Consider the following 16720-nt stretch of genomic DNA (forward strand, 5'->3'; position numbering starts at 1 on the left):
CCATGGCACTAGCATCTACAACAAAATCATCCAGCGCTTCAACAAGCAAGGCCAAGCAAGCCATAAAGCCAAAGGCTGTGCCGGTTACAAACACCTACGTCTACAAAGGCGTGGACAAGAAAGGCAATAAAATTCAGGGAGAGATCAACGGCATCAGCCCAACGATTGTCAAAACATTACTCGCCAAGCAAGGCATAACCACTCGCTCGATTTCAAAAAAGGCGAAGCCGCTGTTCGGCGCGGGCGGAAAATCGATTAAACCCGCTGACATCGCCGTATTTTCTCGTCAAATGGCGACTATGATGAAGGCCGGGGTTCCACTGGTACAAGCGTTTGAGATTGTCGCGGATGGCTTGGAGAATCAAAATCTTCGCAAAATGGTCTTGCAAATCAAAGACAGTGTTTCAGCTGGTGGAGGTTTTGCCAACGCTCTTCGTGAGCACCCCAAATACTTCGATGATTTATTCTGCAACCTGGTAGACGCTGGTGAGCAATCAGGGTCACTAGAAACCATGCTGGACCGAATTGCCACATACAAAGAAAAAACTGAGGCTCTGAAAGCAAAAATCAAAAAGGCACTTACTTACCCTACTGCGGTAATAGTGGTAGCGATTATAGTGACGGGTATTTTGCTAGTTAAGGTCGTACCTCAATTTGCATCTACCTTTAGTGGGTTTGGCGCCGACTTACCAGCATTTACCTTGTTTGTCTTACACTTGTCCGAACTCGCGCAAGCCTACTGGTTTATCATTCTTCTAGGGATGGCTGGTGGAGCGTTTGCCTTTAAAGAACTTAATCGTCGTTCTCCAAAATTTTCATACTTAGTCGATAAATACGTACTTAAATTGCCAATTATTGGCCAAATTATTTATCTCTCTATCATGGCAAGGTTTTCGCGCACACTTGCGACAACATTCGCCGCCGGTGTCCCCCTAATCGATGCTCTCACGTCAGTAGCAGGTGCTACGGGCAATAAAATTTATACTGACGCAATTATTAAGGTCAGAGAAGATGTGTCAACAGGCATCCAGATGAATACCGCACTGAAAGCGAGAGGGACGTTTCCTACGCTGTTAATCCAAATGGCAGCGATAGGAGAAGAATCCGGTGCGCTAGACACCATGCTGGATAAAGTAGCTGTTTATTATGAAGAGGCGGTAGACAACATGGTTGACAGCCTGACATCCCTGCTGGAACCAATGATTATGTCGGTGTTGGGGATCTTGGTTGGTGGACTGATGATTGCGATGTATCTGCCTATCTTCCAGCTTGGATCGGTTGTATAGACGTGGATTTTTTCTCCTTGGTGCACGCTCATCCGGCGCTCGAACTAAGCTGCGTATTAATTTTGGGTTTATTAGTCGGCAGCTTTTTAAATGTAGTGATCTACCGGCTTCCAAAAATGATGGAACGTGAATGGAAGCAACAATGCAATGAGCTCAGCTCTCAAAACGGAGATGTAGCTTCACTTCCCCCGATTAGCGAACCCGAGGAACCGTTTAACCTAATGGTTCCTGGCTCGCGCTGCCCGAGCTGTGGACACAAAATAAAACCATGGGAGAATATTCCCATGGTTAGCTACCTGATATTGGGCGGCAAATGCTCCGCATGTAAAGCAACAATCTCCGCTCGATATCCAACCATAGAACTTGTGACAGGTCTGCTATCAGTCGCAGTCATCTTTTACACGGGAGCCAATTGGAACGGACTGGCAGCGCTGATATTTACCTGGTCGCTAATCGCACTAACCATGATTGATTTCGACACTTATCTACTACCTGACGACATTACCCTACCTTTGTTATGGCTCGGCTTAATCGCTAACAGCTTCAATGCGTTTACTGATTTACCCAGTGCCCTGTGGGGTGCAGTTGCTGGTTATTTGTCACTTTGGTCAGTCTACAAGCTGTTTAAGCTACTGACGGGAAAAGAAGGCATGGGGTATGGCGATTTTAAATTGCTGGCTGCACTGGGCGCCTGGATGGGCTGGCAGATGCTGCCGCAAATTATTTTATTGTCATCACTGGTTGGCGCAGTAATCGGGATTAGTTTAATTGTGGTGCGCGGTCGAGATAAAAATATTCCTATCCCATTTGGCCCATATTTAGCGATCGCAGGCTGGATTGCATTTGTATGGGGCGATACGATTAACCACGCCTACTTGAAGTTATTTGTCAGCTACTAAAGATGGCTCCAAAAAAACTCATTATTGGCCTCACTGGAGGTATCGGCAGCGGTAAATCCGAAGTGTGCCGCCGCTTTATCGCGAAGGGTGTTATTGTTGTTGATGCCGATATAGTTGCGCGCGAAGTTGTAGAACCCGGGATGCCAGCGCTCGATCAAATCCGGACGCATTTTGGCGACAGCATTTTATCAGCAGCAAAAGACAATCAAACACCGCCGCTCAACCGAGCAAAACTACGCGAAATTATTTTTAACAACCCCAATGAAAAAGCCTGGCTAGAGCAGCTATTACACCCATTGATTAATCAACGAATTCGTACCCAGCTGGAAAATGCCTTAAGCCCCTACTGTATTCTTGCATCACCGTTATTGCTGGAAACTCAACAGTATTTGTTGGTTGACAGGATTCTTGTCGTTGATACCGCAGAGCAGTTACAAATTGAGCGTGCCAGTCACCGCGATGCTAATAATGAAGCTCAAATAAAAGCCATAATGCAAACTCAGCTATCACGTCAGGAGCGTTGCGCAAGAGCGAATGATATTATTCAAAACCACGGCGAAATTAGTGCTCTGGATGAACAAGTAGAAAAACTGCACGTGCTTTATCTAGAACTCGCTAGCCACAACCAATCCAAATAAAACGAATTATTTATGGCAGAACAACCTACCCACTCAGAAATGACGTCTCCGGAAATCACACTCGCCTGTCCAACCTGTAAAAAAGCTGTGGTTTGGAATGCTGACTTTCCTTTTCGCCCCTTTTGTAGCGACCGCTGCCGGTTGATCGATCTGGGGGAGTGGGCCAGCGAAAATCATCGCATTGCCGGCGACAATCTGGACATTAATTCAGAAGATGAGCTTCAACGCTAAGTCACCACCACGCGCTAATGCCTGCAATACCTTGTGCACCCACCGATTTTGCCTGTGGAAGATCACTCTGACCAACACCACCCAATGCGTAAACAGGCACATTCGCCAGCTCAACCAGAGCTTTGAAATTGCTCCAACCCATTGGCACCGCGCCGGGGTGAGACGTGGTTTTTTTCACTGGAGAAAGTAGCAAATAGTCTGCTCCAATTTCTTGCGCGTGCGCGATTTCCAATTCACTGTGACAGGAAACCCCCAGCGTATATCTAGTAGTAATTGGACGTGAGGATATAGCCGCCGCATTATGCCTATTCAAATGTAATGCAATATTTGCAGAAGGGAACAACTCAACAATATCTTCAAACAAACCAACTGAAGAATTAATGAATAAACTTGCAGAAAAGCTTTCGGTAAGGGAGATTACCTCAAACAACAGTTTTTTATGCCGACTTAAATCCAGATTATCTACGCGAAACTGCACAAGGCGGATGCCTTGACGCAAGGCCTTCAACAATCTTTGACAAAAATCGTCATCATCGACAAAGTCACCAGTGATTAAATATCTATCCGCTAGTGAAAGCGCCTTCACGATAGGCTTGTTCGCGGCGGGAAACTCGTAACTAACCAGCTCATCTATCGGAACCCAACATACGGGCTGTCCCTCTGCACCAATGGGTATTCCGACAAAATGGGTAACCTTATAAACATCCAACAGGACAGATTTATCTGGATAATGATGACGGATTTGTATCAGCGGTTCACTGGCAATCACTTCAATCGCGAGCTCTTCTTTTAACTCACGCGCTAATGCCTGCTGAACAGACTCACCGGCGTCAACTTTGCCACCGGGAAACTCCCACAAGCCGCCTTGGTGGGCAGCTTGCGGACGCTTGGCAATCAGGATACGACCGTCATTGCCAACAATTGCACCTACGGCAACATGAATTAATTTAGACACGGTATAACTAAATTAATTACGAACGGTAGTCCGCGTTAATTCGAACATATTCGTAGGATAGGTCAGTCGTCCAAACAGTTTCAGCGAAATCACCACGACCAAGATGAATATTAATCGCAATCTCCGCCTGATTCATTACAGCTTGCCCCTGCTCTTCGGTATAGGTTTTTGCACGCCCACCATTTTCTACAATCAAGGTCTCATTTAGATGCACGCGAACTTTGGTTGCGTCTAAACTGGGAACACCGGCATACCCAATGGCAGCAACAATACGCCCCCAATTTGGGTCTGACGCAAACAGCGCTGTTTTAATCAATGGTGAATGAGCAACAGCATAAGCAACATCAAGACATTCATCGCGATTTGCACCACCACTTACAGCTACAGTGACGAACTTGGTAGCACCTTCACCATCACTCACAATTGCTTTGGCAAGATGAACATGCGCGGCAATAATGACTTCGCGTAATTTCGCGTATAACTCACTGGCAACATCCGTAATTTCCGGCAAGTCAATCTGACCTGTAGCCACCAAAATACAAGAATCATTGGTTGATGTATCACCGTCAATCGTAATGCGATTAAACGATTTATCCGCTGCTTCACGCGCGAGTTGCTGCAATAAAGACTGAGAAATTTTTGCATCGGTCGCGATATAACCAAGCATAGTGGCCATATTGGGCTTTATCATGCCCGCGCCTTTGGAAATCCCATTCACGGTGATGGTTTTGCCCTGATACTCAAACTGCTGGCTAAACCCTTTCGCACGGGTATCGGTGGTCATAATACCTGCACCAGCGTCGTCCCAGCCGTTTTCATGGGCTTTTTGTAAAGCCTCTGGAATTACTGCGGTAATTTTTTGAACCGGTAAAGGCTCACCAATTACCCCGGTGGAAAATGGCAACACTTGCTCTTGTTTTACGCCAGCAAGCTGGGCAATAGCGGCACAAGTTGCTTTTGCATCCAACAGGCCCTGCTCACCGGTGCATGCATTGGCATTGCCGGAATTAATCACTAAAAAGCGAATTTCTGCTTTCGCCAAGTGCTCTTTGCACAGGGTAACCGGTGCTGCACAAAATGCATTTTTTGTGAATACACCCGCTACACTAGAGCCTTCAGCCAATTCAAATAACACCACATCGCGGCGGCCAACTTTTTTTATGCCTGCACTAACGGCAGTACATTTCACACCTTTTACGGGGTGCATCTGCGGAAAAGGATATTCACCAACTGCCATAACTATGTTCTCTAAAAAAATGTACCCGAATTATGACTCAAACAATAAAAGCAAAAAATTATTCCAGTTGACCATGACAGCTTTTGTATTTTTTTCCTGAACCACAGGGACAGGGGTCATTACGACCTACTTTGCGCCCCTCGCGCACCACAGGAGATTGCTGACGTGGCGCCATTGCGGGCTCTTCATCGGGCTCACCCAACGCAGAAAGTTCATCATGACGCAATTGCATTTTTTGACGCGCAAGCTCTTCGCGACGCTGATTCTCCATCGCCTCCATTTGCTCGCGCGTAATTGGTTCTACACGTGCCATCAAATGTACAGTTTCACGTTTCACGGTCATCAACAGGCTTTGGAATAACTCAAAGGCTTCGCGCTTGTATTCCTGCTTTGGATTTCGCTGCGCATAAGAGCGAAGATTAATTCCTTGACGCAAATGATCCATGGTTGCCAAGTGCTCTTTCCACGCATTGTCCAAAACTTGCAGCATGACCTGCTTTTCAATCTCGATAAGAATTTCGCCAATACGCTCACACTTCGCGTTATAAGCGCCTTGAATCTCATCGAGGATTTTCCCACGCAGAGTTTCTTCATGTAAGCGCGTATCTTCCTCCAGCCACTTGGCAACAGGCAGCGACAAGCCGAAATCCATTTGAATTTGCTTCTCCAAACCAGAAATATCCCACTGATCTTCAATAGACTGCGGAGGAATAAAACCATTTACCATTTCTTCAACAACTTCTGCACGAATCGCCGTAACCGTGTCACGAATAGAATCCGCGTCTAGCAGTTCATTGCGCTGATGATAAATAATTTGGCGCTGTTCGTTGGCAACATCGTCAAACTCAAGCAGCTGTTTACGAATATCAAAGTTTCTACCTTCCACTTTGCGCTGGGCTTTTTCAATCGCGTTGTTCACCATGCGGTGCTCAATCGCCTCGCCCTTCTCCATACCCAACGCCTGCATAAAATTGCGCACACGCTCGGAGGCAAAAATACGCATCAAGTTATCTTCGAGAGATAAATAGAAACGTGTTAAACCAGGATCACCCTGACGGCCCGCGCGACCGCGCAATTGGTTATCAATACGACGCGACTCGTGGCGCTCAGTCCCGACGATATGCAAGCCTCCCGCAGCCAATACAGTTTCATGACGCTGCTTCCACTCAGCTTTAATTGCGTCAATTTGTTCCTGCGTTGGATTTTCCAACTTGGCAACCTCAGACTCCCAACGCCCACCGAGCACGATATCGGTCCCGCGACCAGCCATGTTTGTGGCAATCGTGACTGCACCCGGACGACCCGCTTGCGCAATAATTTCCGCTTCTTGTGCGTGGAATTTTGCATTCAGGACCTGATGTTTAATGCCCGCCTTCGTTAAACGGCGAGACATTTCTTCAGACGTTTCAATCGATGCAGTTCCCACCAAAATCGGTGCGTTTTTAGCTTGAAAAGTTTTGACGTCTTCAACTATCGCAAGGTATTTTTCTTCCAATGACAAATACACTTTGTCATTCATGTCGATACGCTGAATCGTTCTGTTAGTAGGAATTACAACTACGTCCAAGCCATAAATTTCACGAAATTCATAAGCTTCGGTATCCGCAGTACCTGTCATACCCGCAAGTGTTGGGTATAAGCGGAAATAATTTTGGAAAGTTGTTGAGGCGAGCGTTTGGCTTTCACTTTGAATGGCAACACCTTCCTTGGCTTCAATCGCCTGATGCAACCCTTCAGACAAGCGGCGACCCGGCATGGTACGGCCAGTATGCTCGTCAATTAAAACGACCTGGCCTTCTTGTACGATGTACTCAACATTCAGATGAAATAACGCGTGAGCGCGCAACGCAGAATTAACGTGATGCAATAGTGAAAGGTTGTTAGCTGCATACAAATTTTGATCCGGCGGGAGCATGCCAGACTGGATCAATAAATCTTCTACCTTTTGATGGCCGTCTTCAGTCAATTCAACCTGACGAGATTTTTCATCTACCGTGAAATCACCAGCCTCAGTAATTACGCGGCGATCGCCATCTTCACCATTATCAATTTGACGCTTGAGCTTTAAAACCAGTTGGTTCATACGCTTGTAGGTTTCAGCGCTATTTTCAGCTGCACCGGAAATAATAAGCGGCGTACGCGCTTCATCAATTAAAATTGAGTCAACTTCGTCGACCACTGCAAAATTAAGGGGGCGCTGCACTTTGTCGCGCTTGCTTAGCGCCATATTATCGCGCAAATAATCGAAGCCATATTCGTTATTGGTGCCGTAAGTCACATCTGCTGCATAAGCCTCACGCTTTACCGTGGCCGGCTGCATTGATTGGATAACGCCTACACTCATACCTAAAAATTCGTAGAGTGGTTTCATCCAATTAGCATCGCGACTCGCCAGATAATCATTCACGGTAACCACGTGTACACCTTTACCCGCGAGTGCATGCAAATAACTGGGCAACGTTGACACCAGCGTTTTACCTTCTCCAGTACGCATTTCTGCAATACGACCTTCGTGCAATGTCATACCACCAATCATCTGTACATCGAAATGACGCATGCCCATGACACGACGACCAGCTTCGCGTACTGTCGCAAAGGCTTCAGGCAATAATTGATCAAGTGTTTCACCTTTTTGGAAACGCTCACGAAATTCTATTGTTTTGGCTTTGAGTTGCTCGTCGCTGAGCTTTTGCATATCAGGTTCAAGCGCATTAATGCGCACGACGACTTTATTCATGCGCTTTAATTCGCGCTCGTTTTTCGAACCGAACACCGCCTTGATTAACTTACCGATCATGTTAAATACCGTAATAATTCCAAAAACCGAACAAAAATTGCGCAGCACACAGAGCAAAAATAATGTGATGAGCCATAAAAAGTGGCTGGCAAGTAAATAGGAAGGAGCCGACTAAAGCAAGAGCGAAATCAAGCTAGTGGCAAAGAAGAAAAGAATTAGCGATTGGTGCGGCGAATGTAGGCGGCAGGGTCAACTACTCGCCCATTTTTGTAGACTTCAAAGTGAACATGAGGAGCGGTTGAACGTCCGGTGGAGCCAGACAAAGCGATTAACTGCCCCTTTTTTACGACATCCCCGGCTTTAACCAGATTGGATTTGTTGTGCGCATAACGAGTAACCAAGCCATCGCTGTGCTTAATCTCGACCATATTACCGTATTCAGGATGGCGCCCGGCCCAATTAACTATGCCCGCCGCAACACTGCTAACTTTACTCCCCTGACGGGCGGTAAAATCTAATCCAGCATGAAATTCGGTTTTTCCTGTGAAAGGATCAGTGCGATAGCCAAAACGGGAGGAAATAAAAGAATTGGTAACTGGTGAGCCAGACACAGCAGTTTCTTCACTCAAACTACGCTTGGCCAAAAGCGCGTCAATAGTATTTAGCTGTTGCTCGCGACTGTCTACCTGCTGGGATAATTGATCAACAGCAGCAAAGAAGTCGGGAGTCGTGTAAGTATTATCGGGGGTGGATTGCGACGGACCACCAAAGCCAGGCGCCTGGCTAAAATCAAATTCACCTTGCTCAAGATTGGCTGCGGATGTGAGCTTCTCACCTAAGGCATCCAGACGCATCAATCTCGCCTGCAGCTCCCCCAACTTTTTGGTTAAGGCAACTAGCTGCTCTTCTGAGGCTTCCCGCTCCTGCTCAATCTCGGTTTCACGGGCAGACAAGATATCCATCCAAGCTTGATCAGCATTAAAGAAGCCATCACGCTCATCAGATACCAGCCAACTGTAGCCCCAAGCGCCAACAAAGGTGGGAATTCCCAGCAGACACACAGACAGAAACGCGCGCGTCCACCCACCAAGGGTAAAACTGCGGGCCTGCGCATGATCTTTGTTGACGATAATAATCTTCATTTAGAAATCTACTTTTTTATTCATTAAAAGAAACCCTGCAACCATGAATGTTGCGTAAAGTCCCCACTAAAAAGTTCGACTCTCAGGTAACGACTATTTCAATACACTGAATTCAATACATCCGATTAAAACACTTTCGAATTATTTAGAGACGATTAAAAGCGTTTTAAAACAAGCAGTTACACAAATTTCACAGCGGAAATATGGCAGTGCGGAGATTCCTTGCAAAGGGCACATAAGTGCGCGCATCCGAAATATCGCACAGAAAGGAAGGGTTTAACAAGTAGAAATTTATCGCCCTGTTCACACTTTAAACAGGGCGAAAAAGGTCATCAGGCTGCCGCTATAGGCTCAATGTAGGTAATTGGCGATGTTTGATTTTCCTCAAAAGTAACAATCTCCCAAGCATCCGGCTGCTCCAACAAAAGCTGCAACGCCCGGTTATTCAACGAATGCCCCGATTTATGAGCACGATACTCACACAACAAACTGTTACCTAACATGTACAAATCACCGATGGCATCCAGCACTTTATGCTTCACAAATTCATCTTCGAAGCGAAGGCCATCTTCATTTAGAATTTTGTACTGATCCACCACAATCGCATTGTCCATACTGCCACCTCGGGCTAACCCCTTAGAACGCAAGTACTCAATCTCATGCATAAAACCGAAAGTACGCGCTCGGCTTATATCAGTCACAAAGGATGAGCTGGAAAAATCCAACTCAGTTTGTGGCCGGCGATCCTTAAATACCGGGTGATCAAATTCGATGGAAAAAGATACTTTGAAACCATCAAAGGGGAGAAAGCTGGCGACTTTATCGCCATCTCTCAAGGTCACTTCTTTCTTGATGCGTACAAACTTTTTAGGCGCGTTTTGTTCCTGAACGCCGGCAGATTGAATCAGGAACACAAAGGGTCCGGCGCTGCCATCCATGATCGGAATTTCAGGTGCATTAAGTTCAACAATCGCATTATCAATTCCCAACCCGGCTAAAGCTGACATCAAATGCTCAACGGTAGAGACCCTGACATCATCTTTGATCAGGCAGGTGGAAAGCGTGGTTTCCCCTACATTTTTCGCAGTAGCCTTAATCTCCACCGGTGGATCCAAATCCACCCGGCGAAACACAATACCGCTATCAATAGGCGCAGGCTTAAGGGTCAATTGAATCTTGTCCCCAGTGTGCAAGCCGACGCCGGTTGTACGTATCGCGCTTTTTAAGGTTCGCTGTTTAATCATTTTTTCACCCGCAGTCGTTTTACTCGCATTGTTCAAAGCAGTATTGAAAACAAGCCATTAACCAATGCTGAATAAGAATCAGGGCCACTTTCACCCCACATTTACCCGGGCATGTTACCAATGGTGACAGGGATCAGCCAGTTAAAACCGGCAATACCTGTCATAGCCATTAACTTAAAACACAGACAGATTAATCTGCCTGACGACGCAAGAAGGCAGGAATATCTAGATATTCCAATTCTTTTTCACCCAGGGGAGCTGCCAGAGCAGCGGCACTCGCCGCGCTAGTGTTGGCACGCAACTGCGCTGGACGCTCTACTGCGTAATCAACAGAGCGACGGGTATTATCGATAACTTTAGTCGGCGCCGGTTTGGCGTCCTTAACCGGAGCGGCCGCTTTGGCGACAACGCCCAAACCAGTCGCGACGACAGTTACGCGCAACTCGTTAGTCAGTTCAGGGTCGATTACCGTACCAACCACCACAGTCGCATCACCTGACGCAAATTCTTCAATAATGCTACCCACTTCGGAGTATTCACCCAGGGATAAATCGATACCGGCAGTGATGTTAACCAGGATACCGCGCGCGCCTTGCAGGTTGACATCTTCCAGCAATGGGCTGCGAATTGCAGCTTCAGCCGCTTCACGCGCACGATTTTCACCGGTAGATTTACCGGTACCCATCATTGCCATACCCATTTCAGACATTACCGTGCGAACGTCTGCGAAGTCCACGTTGATCATACCCGGACGAATAATCAGGTCCGCAATACCTTGCACAGCACCGAGTAATACGTTGTTCGCTGCTTTAAATGCATCCAGTAAACTGGTGGATTTTCCCAGCACCGACAATAGTTTTTCATTAGGAATTGTAATCAGCGAATCTACGCGCTCACCCAATTCTTTGATGCCCGCTTCCGCAATGGTCATGCGCTTGCGACCTTCAAATGGAAATGGCTTGGTTACGACGGCCACAGTGAGAATTCCCAAATCGCGCGCAACTTCAGCCACAACCGGTGCTGCACCAGTACCTGTACCACCGCCCATACCGGCCGCGATAAATACCATATCCGCACCGCGCAACACTTCAGCGATACGCTCACGATCTTCCATCGCTGCCTGACGACCCACTTCCGGATTTGCACCGGCACCCAGACCTTTAGTCATGGAGTTGCCCAGTTGCAATACGGTACGAGCATCAATATCTTTCAACGCCTGCGAATCGGTGTTGGCGCAAATAAATTCAACGCCTTCGATTTTGCTGGCAATCATGTGTTTGACCGCGTTACCGCCGCCGCCGCCCACACCAATCACTTTAATTACCGCGTTTTGATGAACGCTATCAACGAGTTCAAACATGGCCACACCCCTTTGTTTCCTTTGATTCAACCTGCGATCGAAACAAATTGCTCTCTGGCACTACTACTTATAAAGAACAATTTGCGAAAATTTATTTTCCCAAGAATGCTCGCGCATCATTAGAAGTTGCTCTGAAACATCTTTTTAATTTTACTAAAAATAGACCCCTGCGACTCTTTGGTGCCAGTTGCTGCACGACCTCCGCCGCCGCCATGTTGCTGCTTCATGGCATAAATCAGTAAACCAACACCCGTCGAATAAATCGGGTTGTTCACTATGTCTGACAACCCGCGAATATTTTGCGGAGCACCTAAGCGCACCGGCATATGGAAAATCTCCTCCGCCAGTTCAATAACGCCTTCCATTTTGGAGGTTCCACCGGTCAGTACTATGCCGGCAGCTATCAAATCTTCATAACCACTACGACGTAATTCGGCCTGCACCAGAGTAAATAATTCGTCGTAACGCGGCTCAACGACTTCCGCTAACGCCTGACGTGATAAATCGCGCGGCTGACGATCACCCACACTAGGTACTTTGATGGTTTCATCCGGACTGGTCAGCTTTGCCAGCGCACAGGCATATTTGATTTTTATTTCTTCAGCATTCGGTGTTGGGGTACGCAATGCCATGGCGATATCGTTAGTTACTTGATCACCAGCAATGGGAATGACACCGGTATGTCTAATAGCGCCATCTTTAAAGATTGCAATATCTGTCGTGCCGCCACCGATATCGACAACACACACGCCTAATTCTTTTTCATCGTCAGTCAGCACCGAGTAGCTGGAAGCGAGTTGCTCGAGAATGATGTCTTCCACTTCCAAACCGCAACGACGAATACACTTTTCAATATTTTGTGCCGCATTGACCGCGCAGGTCACCAAATGCACCTTGGCCTCCAAGCGTACACCGGACATTCCTAATGGTTCTTTTACCCCGTCCTGGTCATCAATCAGAAATTCCTGCGGCAAAATGTGCAGGATTTTCTGGTCTGCCGGAATCGCCACCGCCTGGGCAGCATCAATAACACGCTCTAGATCTTGCGGAAATACTTCGCGATCACGAATTGCCACAATACCGTGGGAGTTCAAACTGCGAATATGGCTACCAGCAATCCCCGCATACACCGAATGAATCTGGCAGCCTGCCATCAATTCCGCTTCTTCGATCGCGCGTTGAATTGACAATACCGTCGATTCAATATTTACCACCACCCCTTTTTTCAAACCATTGGAACGGTGAGAACCAATGCCGACTATTTCCAATTGACCTTCAGGAGTAATAGCACCAACGATAGCCACAACCTTGGATGTGCCTATATCCAGGCCTACAATCATTTTGTTGTCACTAGCGTTTGCCATGCAAAACCTCATTTACCAGTTGTCAGCCAATTTCCATGCAACTGGCGTTTTTTAAACTTAATGAACTTGTGAATTAACAGATGCTGCCGGAGCGGGAACACCAACCTGCAATGGGCTTTTTATGTATTTTTTTGCCATCGCTGAATCAGCAACCCAACGCACTGCGACACCGTTGGTATACCTTACATCTATCGCTTTTACATCCGTCCAAACACTGCTTAAGTGCGCATCATATACAGTAACAAATCTACGAATTTTTTCCATCACTTGATCGCGTCCAATTGCAATTTCTACGTGATTTTTTACCGTTAATCGCCAGGATTTTTTGTTATCACACTTTAATGCGAGCACATCCAATCCTCGCGAGCGCAAAAGTTGGGATAAATCCTGATATTGCTGCAAAATTTCAATCGCATCAGATTCATTTCCCTGTAACCAAGGCAAACCCGAAAGTGGGCCAGCATCGTCAACACGAACAATTTCCCCGCGCTGATTTAAGAAACCATCGCCCCAACGAGCAATCGGCTTTTGTTCGATAATTTTCACTACCAGAGTGTCAGGCCAGCGACGATTCAGCATCACTTTTTCCACCCATGGGTCACTCAACAGCGCCTGTTTTAACCGCATCAAATCCAGCTGCAAAAAATCGCCGTCAATTTCGCCTCCAATTAACTCTGTTGCGCGCTGCTTGGAAATGAGATGGAACTCACCTTCGACCACGACACTTTTAATTGGACGCTCGAATACTTTCGCAATTGGGCCGCTCGCCCAATACACAGCAGCCCCTAAAGCAACAACCATCACACCCGCCGCAAAACGACGATTTAACCAGGAAAAATTCCAGGTAAATGCAGGCTTCAATCCTTTTCGCCCTGCGGCTGCATCAGCGCCCCGGCTTTTTCGTCCTTGTGGAGATGCTTTTGTATAACCGCGCTCCCTACGCGTAGCGGATTCCGTTCGCGCGACTGGCATATCACCTGCGCCATAGCGTGGTGATGGACTTTCCAGCAAAACATCTTTAACCACATGCGCTTCTGGTTGCTCATTTTTTTCATTCCGCTCGCTCACCGAAGCGCGAACATCATCGCGTGTAGCCGCTGCGCGACGACGCGATTGCCGCGGGTTTTCATCCATTAATGGATCCGCACCAATCCTTGGTTCAATACGCTCGCCCGGTTTGAAATCGCGCATGGCAAATTACGCAGCTACCTTGAGGCTGGCGCGCAACACAGTCAGCACCAACTCAGCAAAAGTAAGATTCACCGCTTTTGCAGCCATAGGCACCAGACTGTGGCTAGTCATGCCCGGCGCCGTATTAACTTCCAGCAAATAGAAATTTTGCTGCGCGTCAGCCATAACATCAACGCGCCCCCAGCCACGACAACCCAGCGCATTAAATGCATTAAGTGCAAGTTGTTTTAACTCTGCTTCTTTTTCTACCGATAGACCGCAAGGACACAAATAGCGCGTATCTTCAGCAATATATTTTGCGTCGTAATCGTAAAAACTGTGATGAGTCTCCAGTTTGATTGGTGGTAGCGCCTCGCCATCCAGAATCGCAACTGTGTATTCCGCGCCGACAATCAAGCGCTCGACCAGCACACTGCCCTGATATTTTGCAGCCATGTTGAACGCTGCTTCCAGCTCAGTAGCGGTTTTCACACGCGACATCCCAATACTTGAGCCCTCGTTAGCCGGTTTCACCATGGCTTCACCGCCCAGCTTTGCCAGCACAGCGACGAAATCGGAATCACGCACAAGTACCGCAAATTCCGGTGTTGGCAATTTGAACGAGCTATTCGCACTCAAACCGGTCCACAAATATTTGGTGCGCAACTTGTCCATCGCCAATGCAGAGGACTGCACGTCACTACCGGTATATGGAATATTTAAAAACTCCAGCAATGCTTGGATTCGACCATCCTCTCCACCGGGGCCATGCAATATCAAAAATGCCCGATCAATCTTTGCTGCCTGAATATCGGCGATAATATTTTCGCTTACGTCTATCGCAACATGGTCGATACCTGCCTCTTGCAATGCAGCAATCACCGCTGCACCACTTTGCAAGGAAACCTCGCGCTCGGAAGACAGCCCGCCGTAGAGCACACCGACTCGACCGATTTGTTGTTTCAGTACCGGATCAACCGGCAGTTTTACTGCTTGCATCGCTAACCTCTATCGCAGCCAATTCACTGCTAACGCAATTGTCGTTTCGCTAATTCCGGTGAAAGCACACCGACATTGCCGGCGCCCTGAGTGATGACTATGTCACCCGCACGCACTAAATCTTTGATAATGGCAGGAACACCATCAACGGTTTCCACAAAAATGGGTTCGATCACGCCCCGCGCACGAATACTGCGACATAAATGACGACTATCTGCACCCGGAATCGCATCTTCACCTGCGCTATACACTTCCAACAATACCAATGCGTCGACCGTTGACAACACTTCGACAAAATCTTCATAAAGATCGCGTGTGCGTGTGTATCTGTGCGGTTGGTAAATCATGACCAAACGACGATCCGGCCAACCATCGCGCACGGCTTTAATAACCGCGGCAACTTCACGCGGGTGATGGCCGTAATCATCGACCAACATCGCATCGCCCGAGTCAATCGGGAAATTGCCATACACCTGGAAGCGACGCCCCACCCCCTGGAAGTTTTCCAGGCCATGCTGAATAGCGACGTCGCTAATGCCTTCATCCGTTGCAACAGCAATCACCGCCGTTGCATTAAGCACATTGTGGATACCAGGAATGTTGATGCGAACATGCAAGGGTTTATCGAAGCCGGGGCGAACTACATCAAACTCGGAGTGCATTTTGTCCTGCTTGATATTGATCGCACGGAAATCGCAATGATCACCAAAACCGTAAGTTAAAATTGGCCGGGCGATTTCAGGAATAATATCGCGAATCACAGGATCTTCACCGCACAGCACCGCCAACCCATAAAAGGGCAAATTGTGAAGAAACTCGATAAAGGTTTTTTTCAGTTTGGAAAAATCACCACCATAGGTTTCCATATGGTCGGCGTCGATATTGGTAACAATCGCCACCATCGGCTGCAGGTGTAAAAAAGATGCATCACTTTCATCCGCTTCTGCCACCAAATAACGGCTCGCACCCAATTGCGCATTGGTACCTGTGCTATTTACCAAACCACCAATAACAAAAGTAGGATCAAGGTTGGCAGCGGCAAGAATAGATGCAAGCAAGCTGGTTGTTGTGGTTTTACCGTGGGTACCAGCCACAGCAATACCGTGACGATAACGCATTAACTCACCGAGCATTTCAGCGCGACGCACAATCGGGATACGCATTTCTCGCGCACCCAACATTTCCGGGTTTTGCGTATTAACCGCACTGGAATTAACAACCACATCCGAACCGTAAACATTTTCAGCAGCGTGGCCAATAAAAATCTGCGCGCCTTTATTTTTTAAACGCTCAGTCACACTGGATGCTTTGATATCCGAACCGGAAATCTCATAACCCTGATTCAATAACACCTCAGCGATACCGCTCATGCCGGCACCACCAATACCAATAAAATGAATGCGACGGATGCGGCGCATTTCCGGTACGCAAAACTGGCCGATGGATTTCTGCGCAGAA

General features: G+C 47.4%; 14 protein-coding genes. 4 read left to right on the forward strand and 10 right to left on the reverse strand.

The annotated features are described in order from the left end of the window. Window positions 1–2 precede the first annotated feature (2 nt). The 4 genes from D0C16_RS11250 to yacG are packed head-to-tail and all read left to right on the forward strand — an operon-like array spanning window position 3 to window position 3054. Window positions 3–1286, forward strand: coding sequence for a type II secretion system F family protein (locus D0C16_RS11250; protein ID WP_151032475.1), 1284 nt, complete (start codon window positions 3–5; stop codon window positions 1284–1286). A gap of 2 nt (window positions 1287–1288) precedes the next feature. Further along, the gene (locus D0C16_RS11255) at window positions 1289–2185 is read left to right on the forward strand and encodes an A24 family peptidase (RefSeq protein WP_151032476.1); all 897 of its coding nucleotides are present in this window, start codon (window positions 1289–1291) and stop codon (window positions 2183–2185) included. Between the two features lie 2 nt (window positions 2186–2187). Next, window positions 2188–2823, forward strand: a complete 636-nt coding sequence (gene coaE, locus D0C16_RS11260) for a dephospho-CoA kinase (protein ID WP_151032477.1) — start codon at window positions 2188–2190, stop codon at window positions 2821–2823. A gap of 12 nt (window positions 2824–2835) precedes the next feature. After that, on the forward strand, window positions 2836–3054 hold the full coding sequence (gene yacG, locus D0C16_RS11265) for a DNA gyrase inhibitor YacG (RefSeq protein WP_370458210.1): 219 nt from the start codon (window positions 2836–2838) through the stop codon (window positions 3052–3054). Window position 3055: 1 nt separating this feature from the next. On the opposite strand, the gene D0C16_RS11270 is transcribed toward yacG, so the two are convergent. The 10 genes from D0C16_RS11270 to murC all read right to left on the reverse strand — a co-directional run bounded on the left by D0C16_RS11270 (window position 3056) and on the right by murC (window position 16680). Next, on the reverse strand, window positions 3056–4009 hold the full coding sequence (locus tag D0C16_RS11270) for a Nudix family hydrolase (RefSeq protein WP_151032478.1): 954 nt from the start codon (window positions 4007–4009) through the stop codon (window positions 3056–3058). Window positions 4010–4025: 16 nt separating this feature from the next. Further along, on the reverse strand, window positions 4026–5246 hold the full coding sequence (gene argJ / locus D0C16_RS11275; RefSeq protein WP_151032479.1) for a bifunctional glutamate N-acetyltransferase/amino-acid acetyltransferase ArgJ: 1221 nt from the start codon (window positions 5244–5246) through the stop codon (window positions 4026–4028). A gap of 58 nt (window positions 5247–5304) precedes the next feature. Further along, window positions 5305–8043, reverse strand: a complete 2739-nt coding sequence (secA, locus tag D0C16_RS11280; RefSeq protein WP_151032480.1) for a preprotein translocase subunit SecA — start codon at window positions 8041–8043, stop codon at window positions 5305–5307. Window positions 8044–8198: 155 nt separating this feature from the next. Continuing rightward, window positions 8199–9125: a M23 family metallopeptidase gene (locus D0C16_RS11285; RefSeq protein ID WP_151032481.1), complete on the reverse strand. Its 927-nt coding sequence runs from the start codon at window positions 9123–9125 to the stop codon at window positions 8199–8201. 332 nt (window positions 9126–9457) lie between these two features. Next, on the reverse strand, window positions 9458–10369 hold the full coding sequence (lpxC, locus tag D0C16_RS11290) for a UDP-3-O-acyl-N-acetylglucosamine deacetylase (protein WP_151032482.1): 912 nt from the start codon (window positions 10367–10369) through the stop codon (window positions 9458–9460). Between the two features lie 190 nt (window positions 10370–10559). Continuing rightward, window positions 10560–11729, reverse strand: coding sequence for a cell division protein FtsZ (gene ftsZ / locus D0C16_RS11295; protein WP_151032483.1), 1170 nt, complete (start codon window positions 11727–11729; stop codon window positions 10560–10562). Between the two features lie 119 nt (window positions 11730–11848). Then, complete coding sequence (ftsA, locus tag D0C16_RS11300) at window positions 11849–13093, reverse strand: cell division protein FtsA (protein WP_151032484.1); 1245 nt, start codon at window positions 13091–13093, stop codon at window positions 11849–11851. Between the two features lie 57 nt (window positions 13094–13150). Further along, on the reverse strand, window positions 13151–14284 hold the full coding sequence (locus D0C16_RS11305) for a cell division protein FtsQ/DivIB (RefSeq protein WP_151032485.1): 1134 nt from the start codon (window positions 14282–14284) through the stop codon (window positions 13151–13153). A 6-nt stretch (window positions 14285–14290) separates the two neighbouring features. Then, entirely contained in the window at window positions 14291–15262 is a 972-nt protein-coding gene (locus D0C16_RS11310) for a D-alanine--D-alanine ligase (RefSeq protein WP_151032486.1), read from the reverse strand. Window positions 15263–15291: 29 nt separating this feature from the next. Next, entirely contained in the window at window positions 15292–16680 is a 1389-nt protein-coding gene (gene murC, locus D0C16_RS11315) for a UDP-N-acetylmuramate--L-alanine ligase (RefSeq protein ID WP_225319037.1), read from the reverse strand. Window positions 16681–16720: the final 40 nt, after the last annotated feature.

The sequence above is a fragment of the Cellvibrio sp. KY-GH-1 genome, assembly GCF_008806975.1.
Taxonomy (GTDB): Bacteria; Pseudomonadota; Gammaproteobacteria; order Pseudomonadales; family Cellvibrionaceae; genus Cellvibrio.

Coding starts and splice junctions, on each gene's coding strand:
- D0C16_RS11250 (WP_151032475.1), top strand. CDS start 3: ATGGCACTAGCATCTACAACAAAATCATCCAGCGCTTCAACAAGCAAG.
- coaE (WP_151032477.1), top strand. CDS start 2,188: ATGGCTCCAAAAAAACTCATTATTGGCCTCACTGGAGGTATCGGCAGC.
- yacG (WP_370458210.1), top strand. CDS start 2,836: ATGGCAGAACAACCTACCCACTCAGAAATGACGTCTCCGGAAATCACA.
- argJ (WP_151032479.1), bottom strand. CDS start 5,246: ATGGCAGTTGGTGAATATCCTTTTCCGCAGATGCACCCCGTAAAAGGT.
- secA (WP_151032480.1), bottom strand. CDS start 8,043: ATGATCGGTAAGTTAATCAAGGCGGTGTTCGGTTCGAAAAACGAGCGC.
- D0C16_RS11285 (WP_151032481.1), bottom strand. CDS start 9,125: ATGAAGATTATTATCGTCAACAAAGATCATGCGCAGGCCCGCAGTTTT.
- lpxC (WP_151032482.1), bottom strand. CDS start 10,369: ATGATTAAACAGCGAACCTTAAAAAGCGCGATACGTACAACCGGCGTC.
- ftsZ (WP_151032483.1), bottom strand. CDS start 11,729: ATGTTTGAACTCGTTGATAGCGTTCATCAAAACGCGGTAATTAAAGTG.
- ftsA (WP_151032484.1), bottom strand. CDS start 13,093: ATGGCAAACGCTAGTGACAACAAAATGATTGTAGGCCTGGATATAGGC.
- D0C16_RS11305 (WP_151032485.1), bottom strand. CDS start 14,284: ATGCGCGATTTCAAACCGGGCGAGCGTATTGAACCAAGGATTGGTGCG.
- D0C16_RS11310 (WP_151032486.1), bottom strand. CDS start 15,262: ATGCAAGCAGTAAAACTGCCGGTTGATCCGGTACTGAAACAACAAATC.
- murC (WP_225319037.1), bottom strand. CDS start 16,680: ATGCGCCGCATCCGTCGCATTCATTTTATTGGTATTGGTGGTGCCGGC.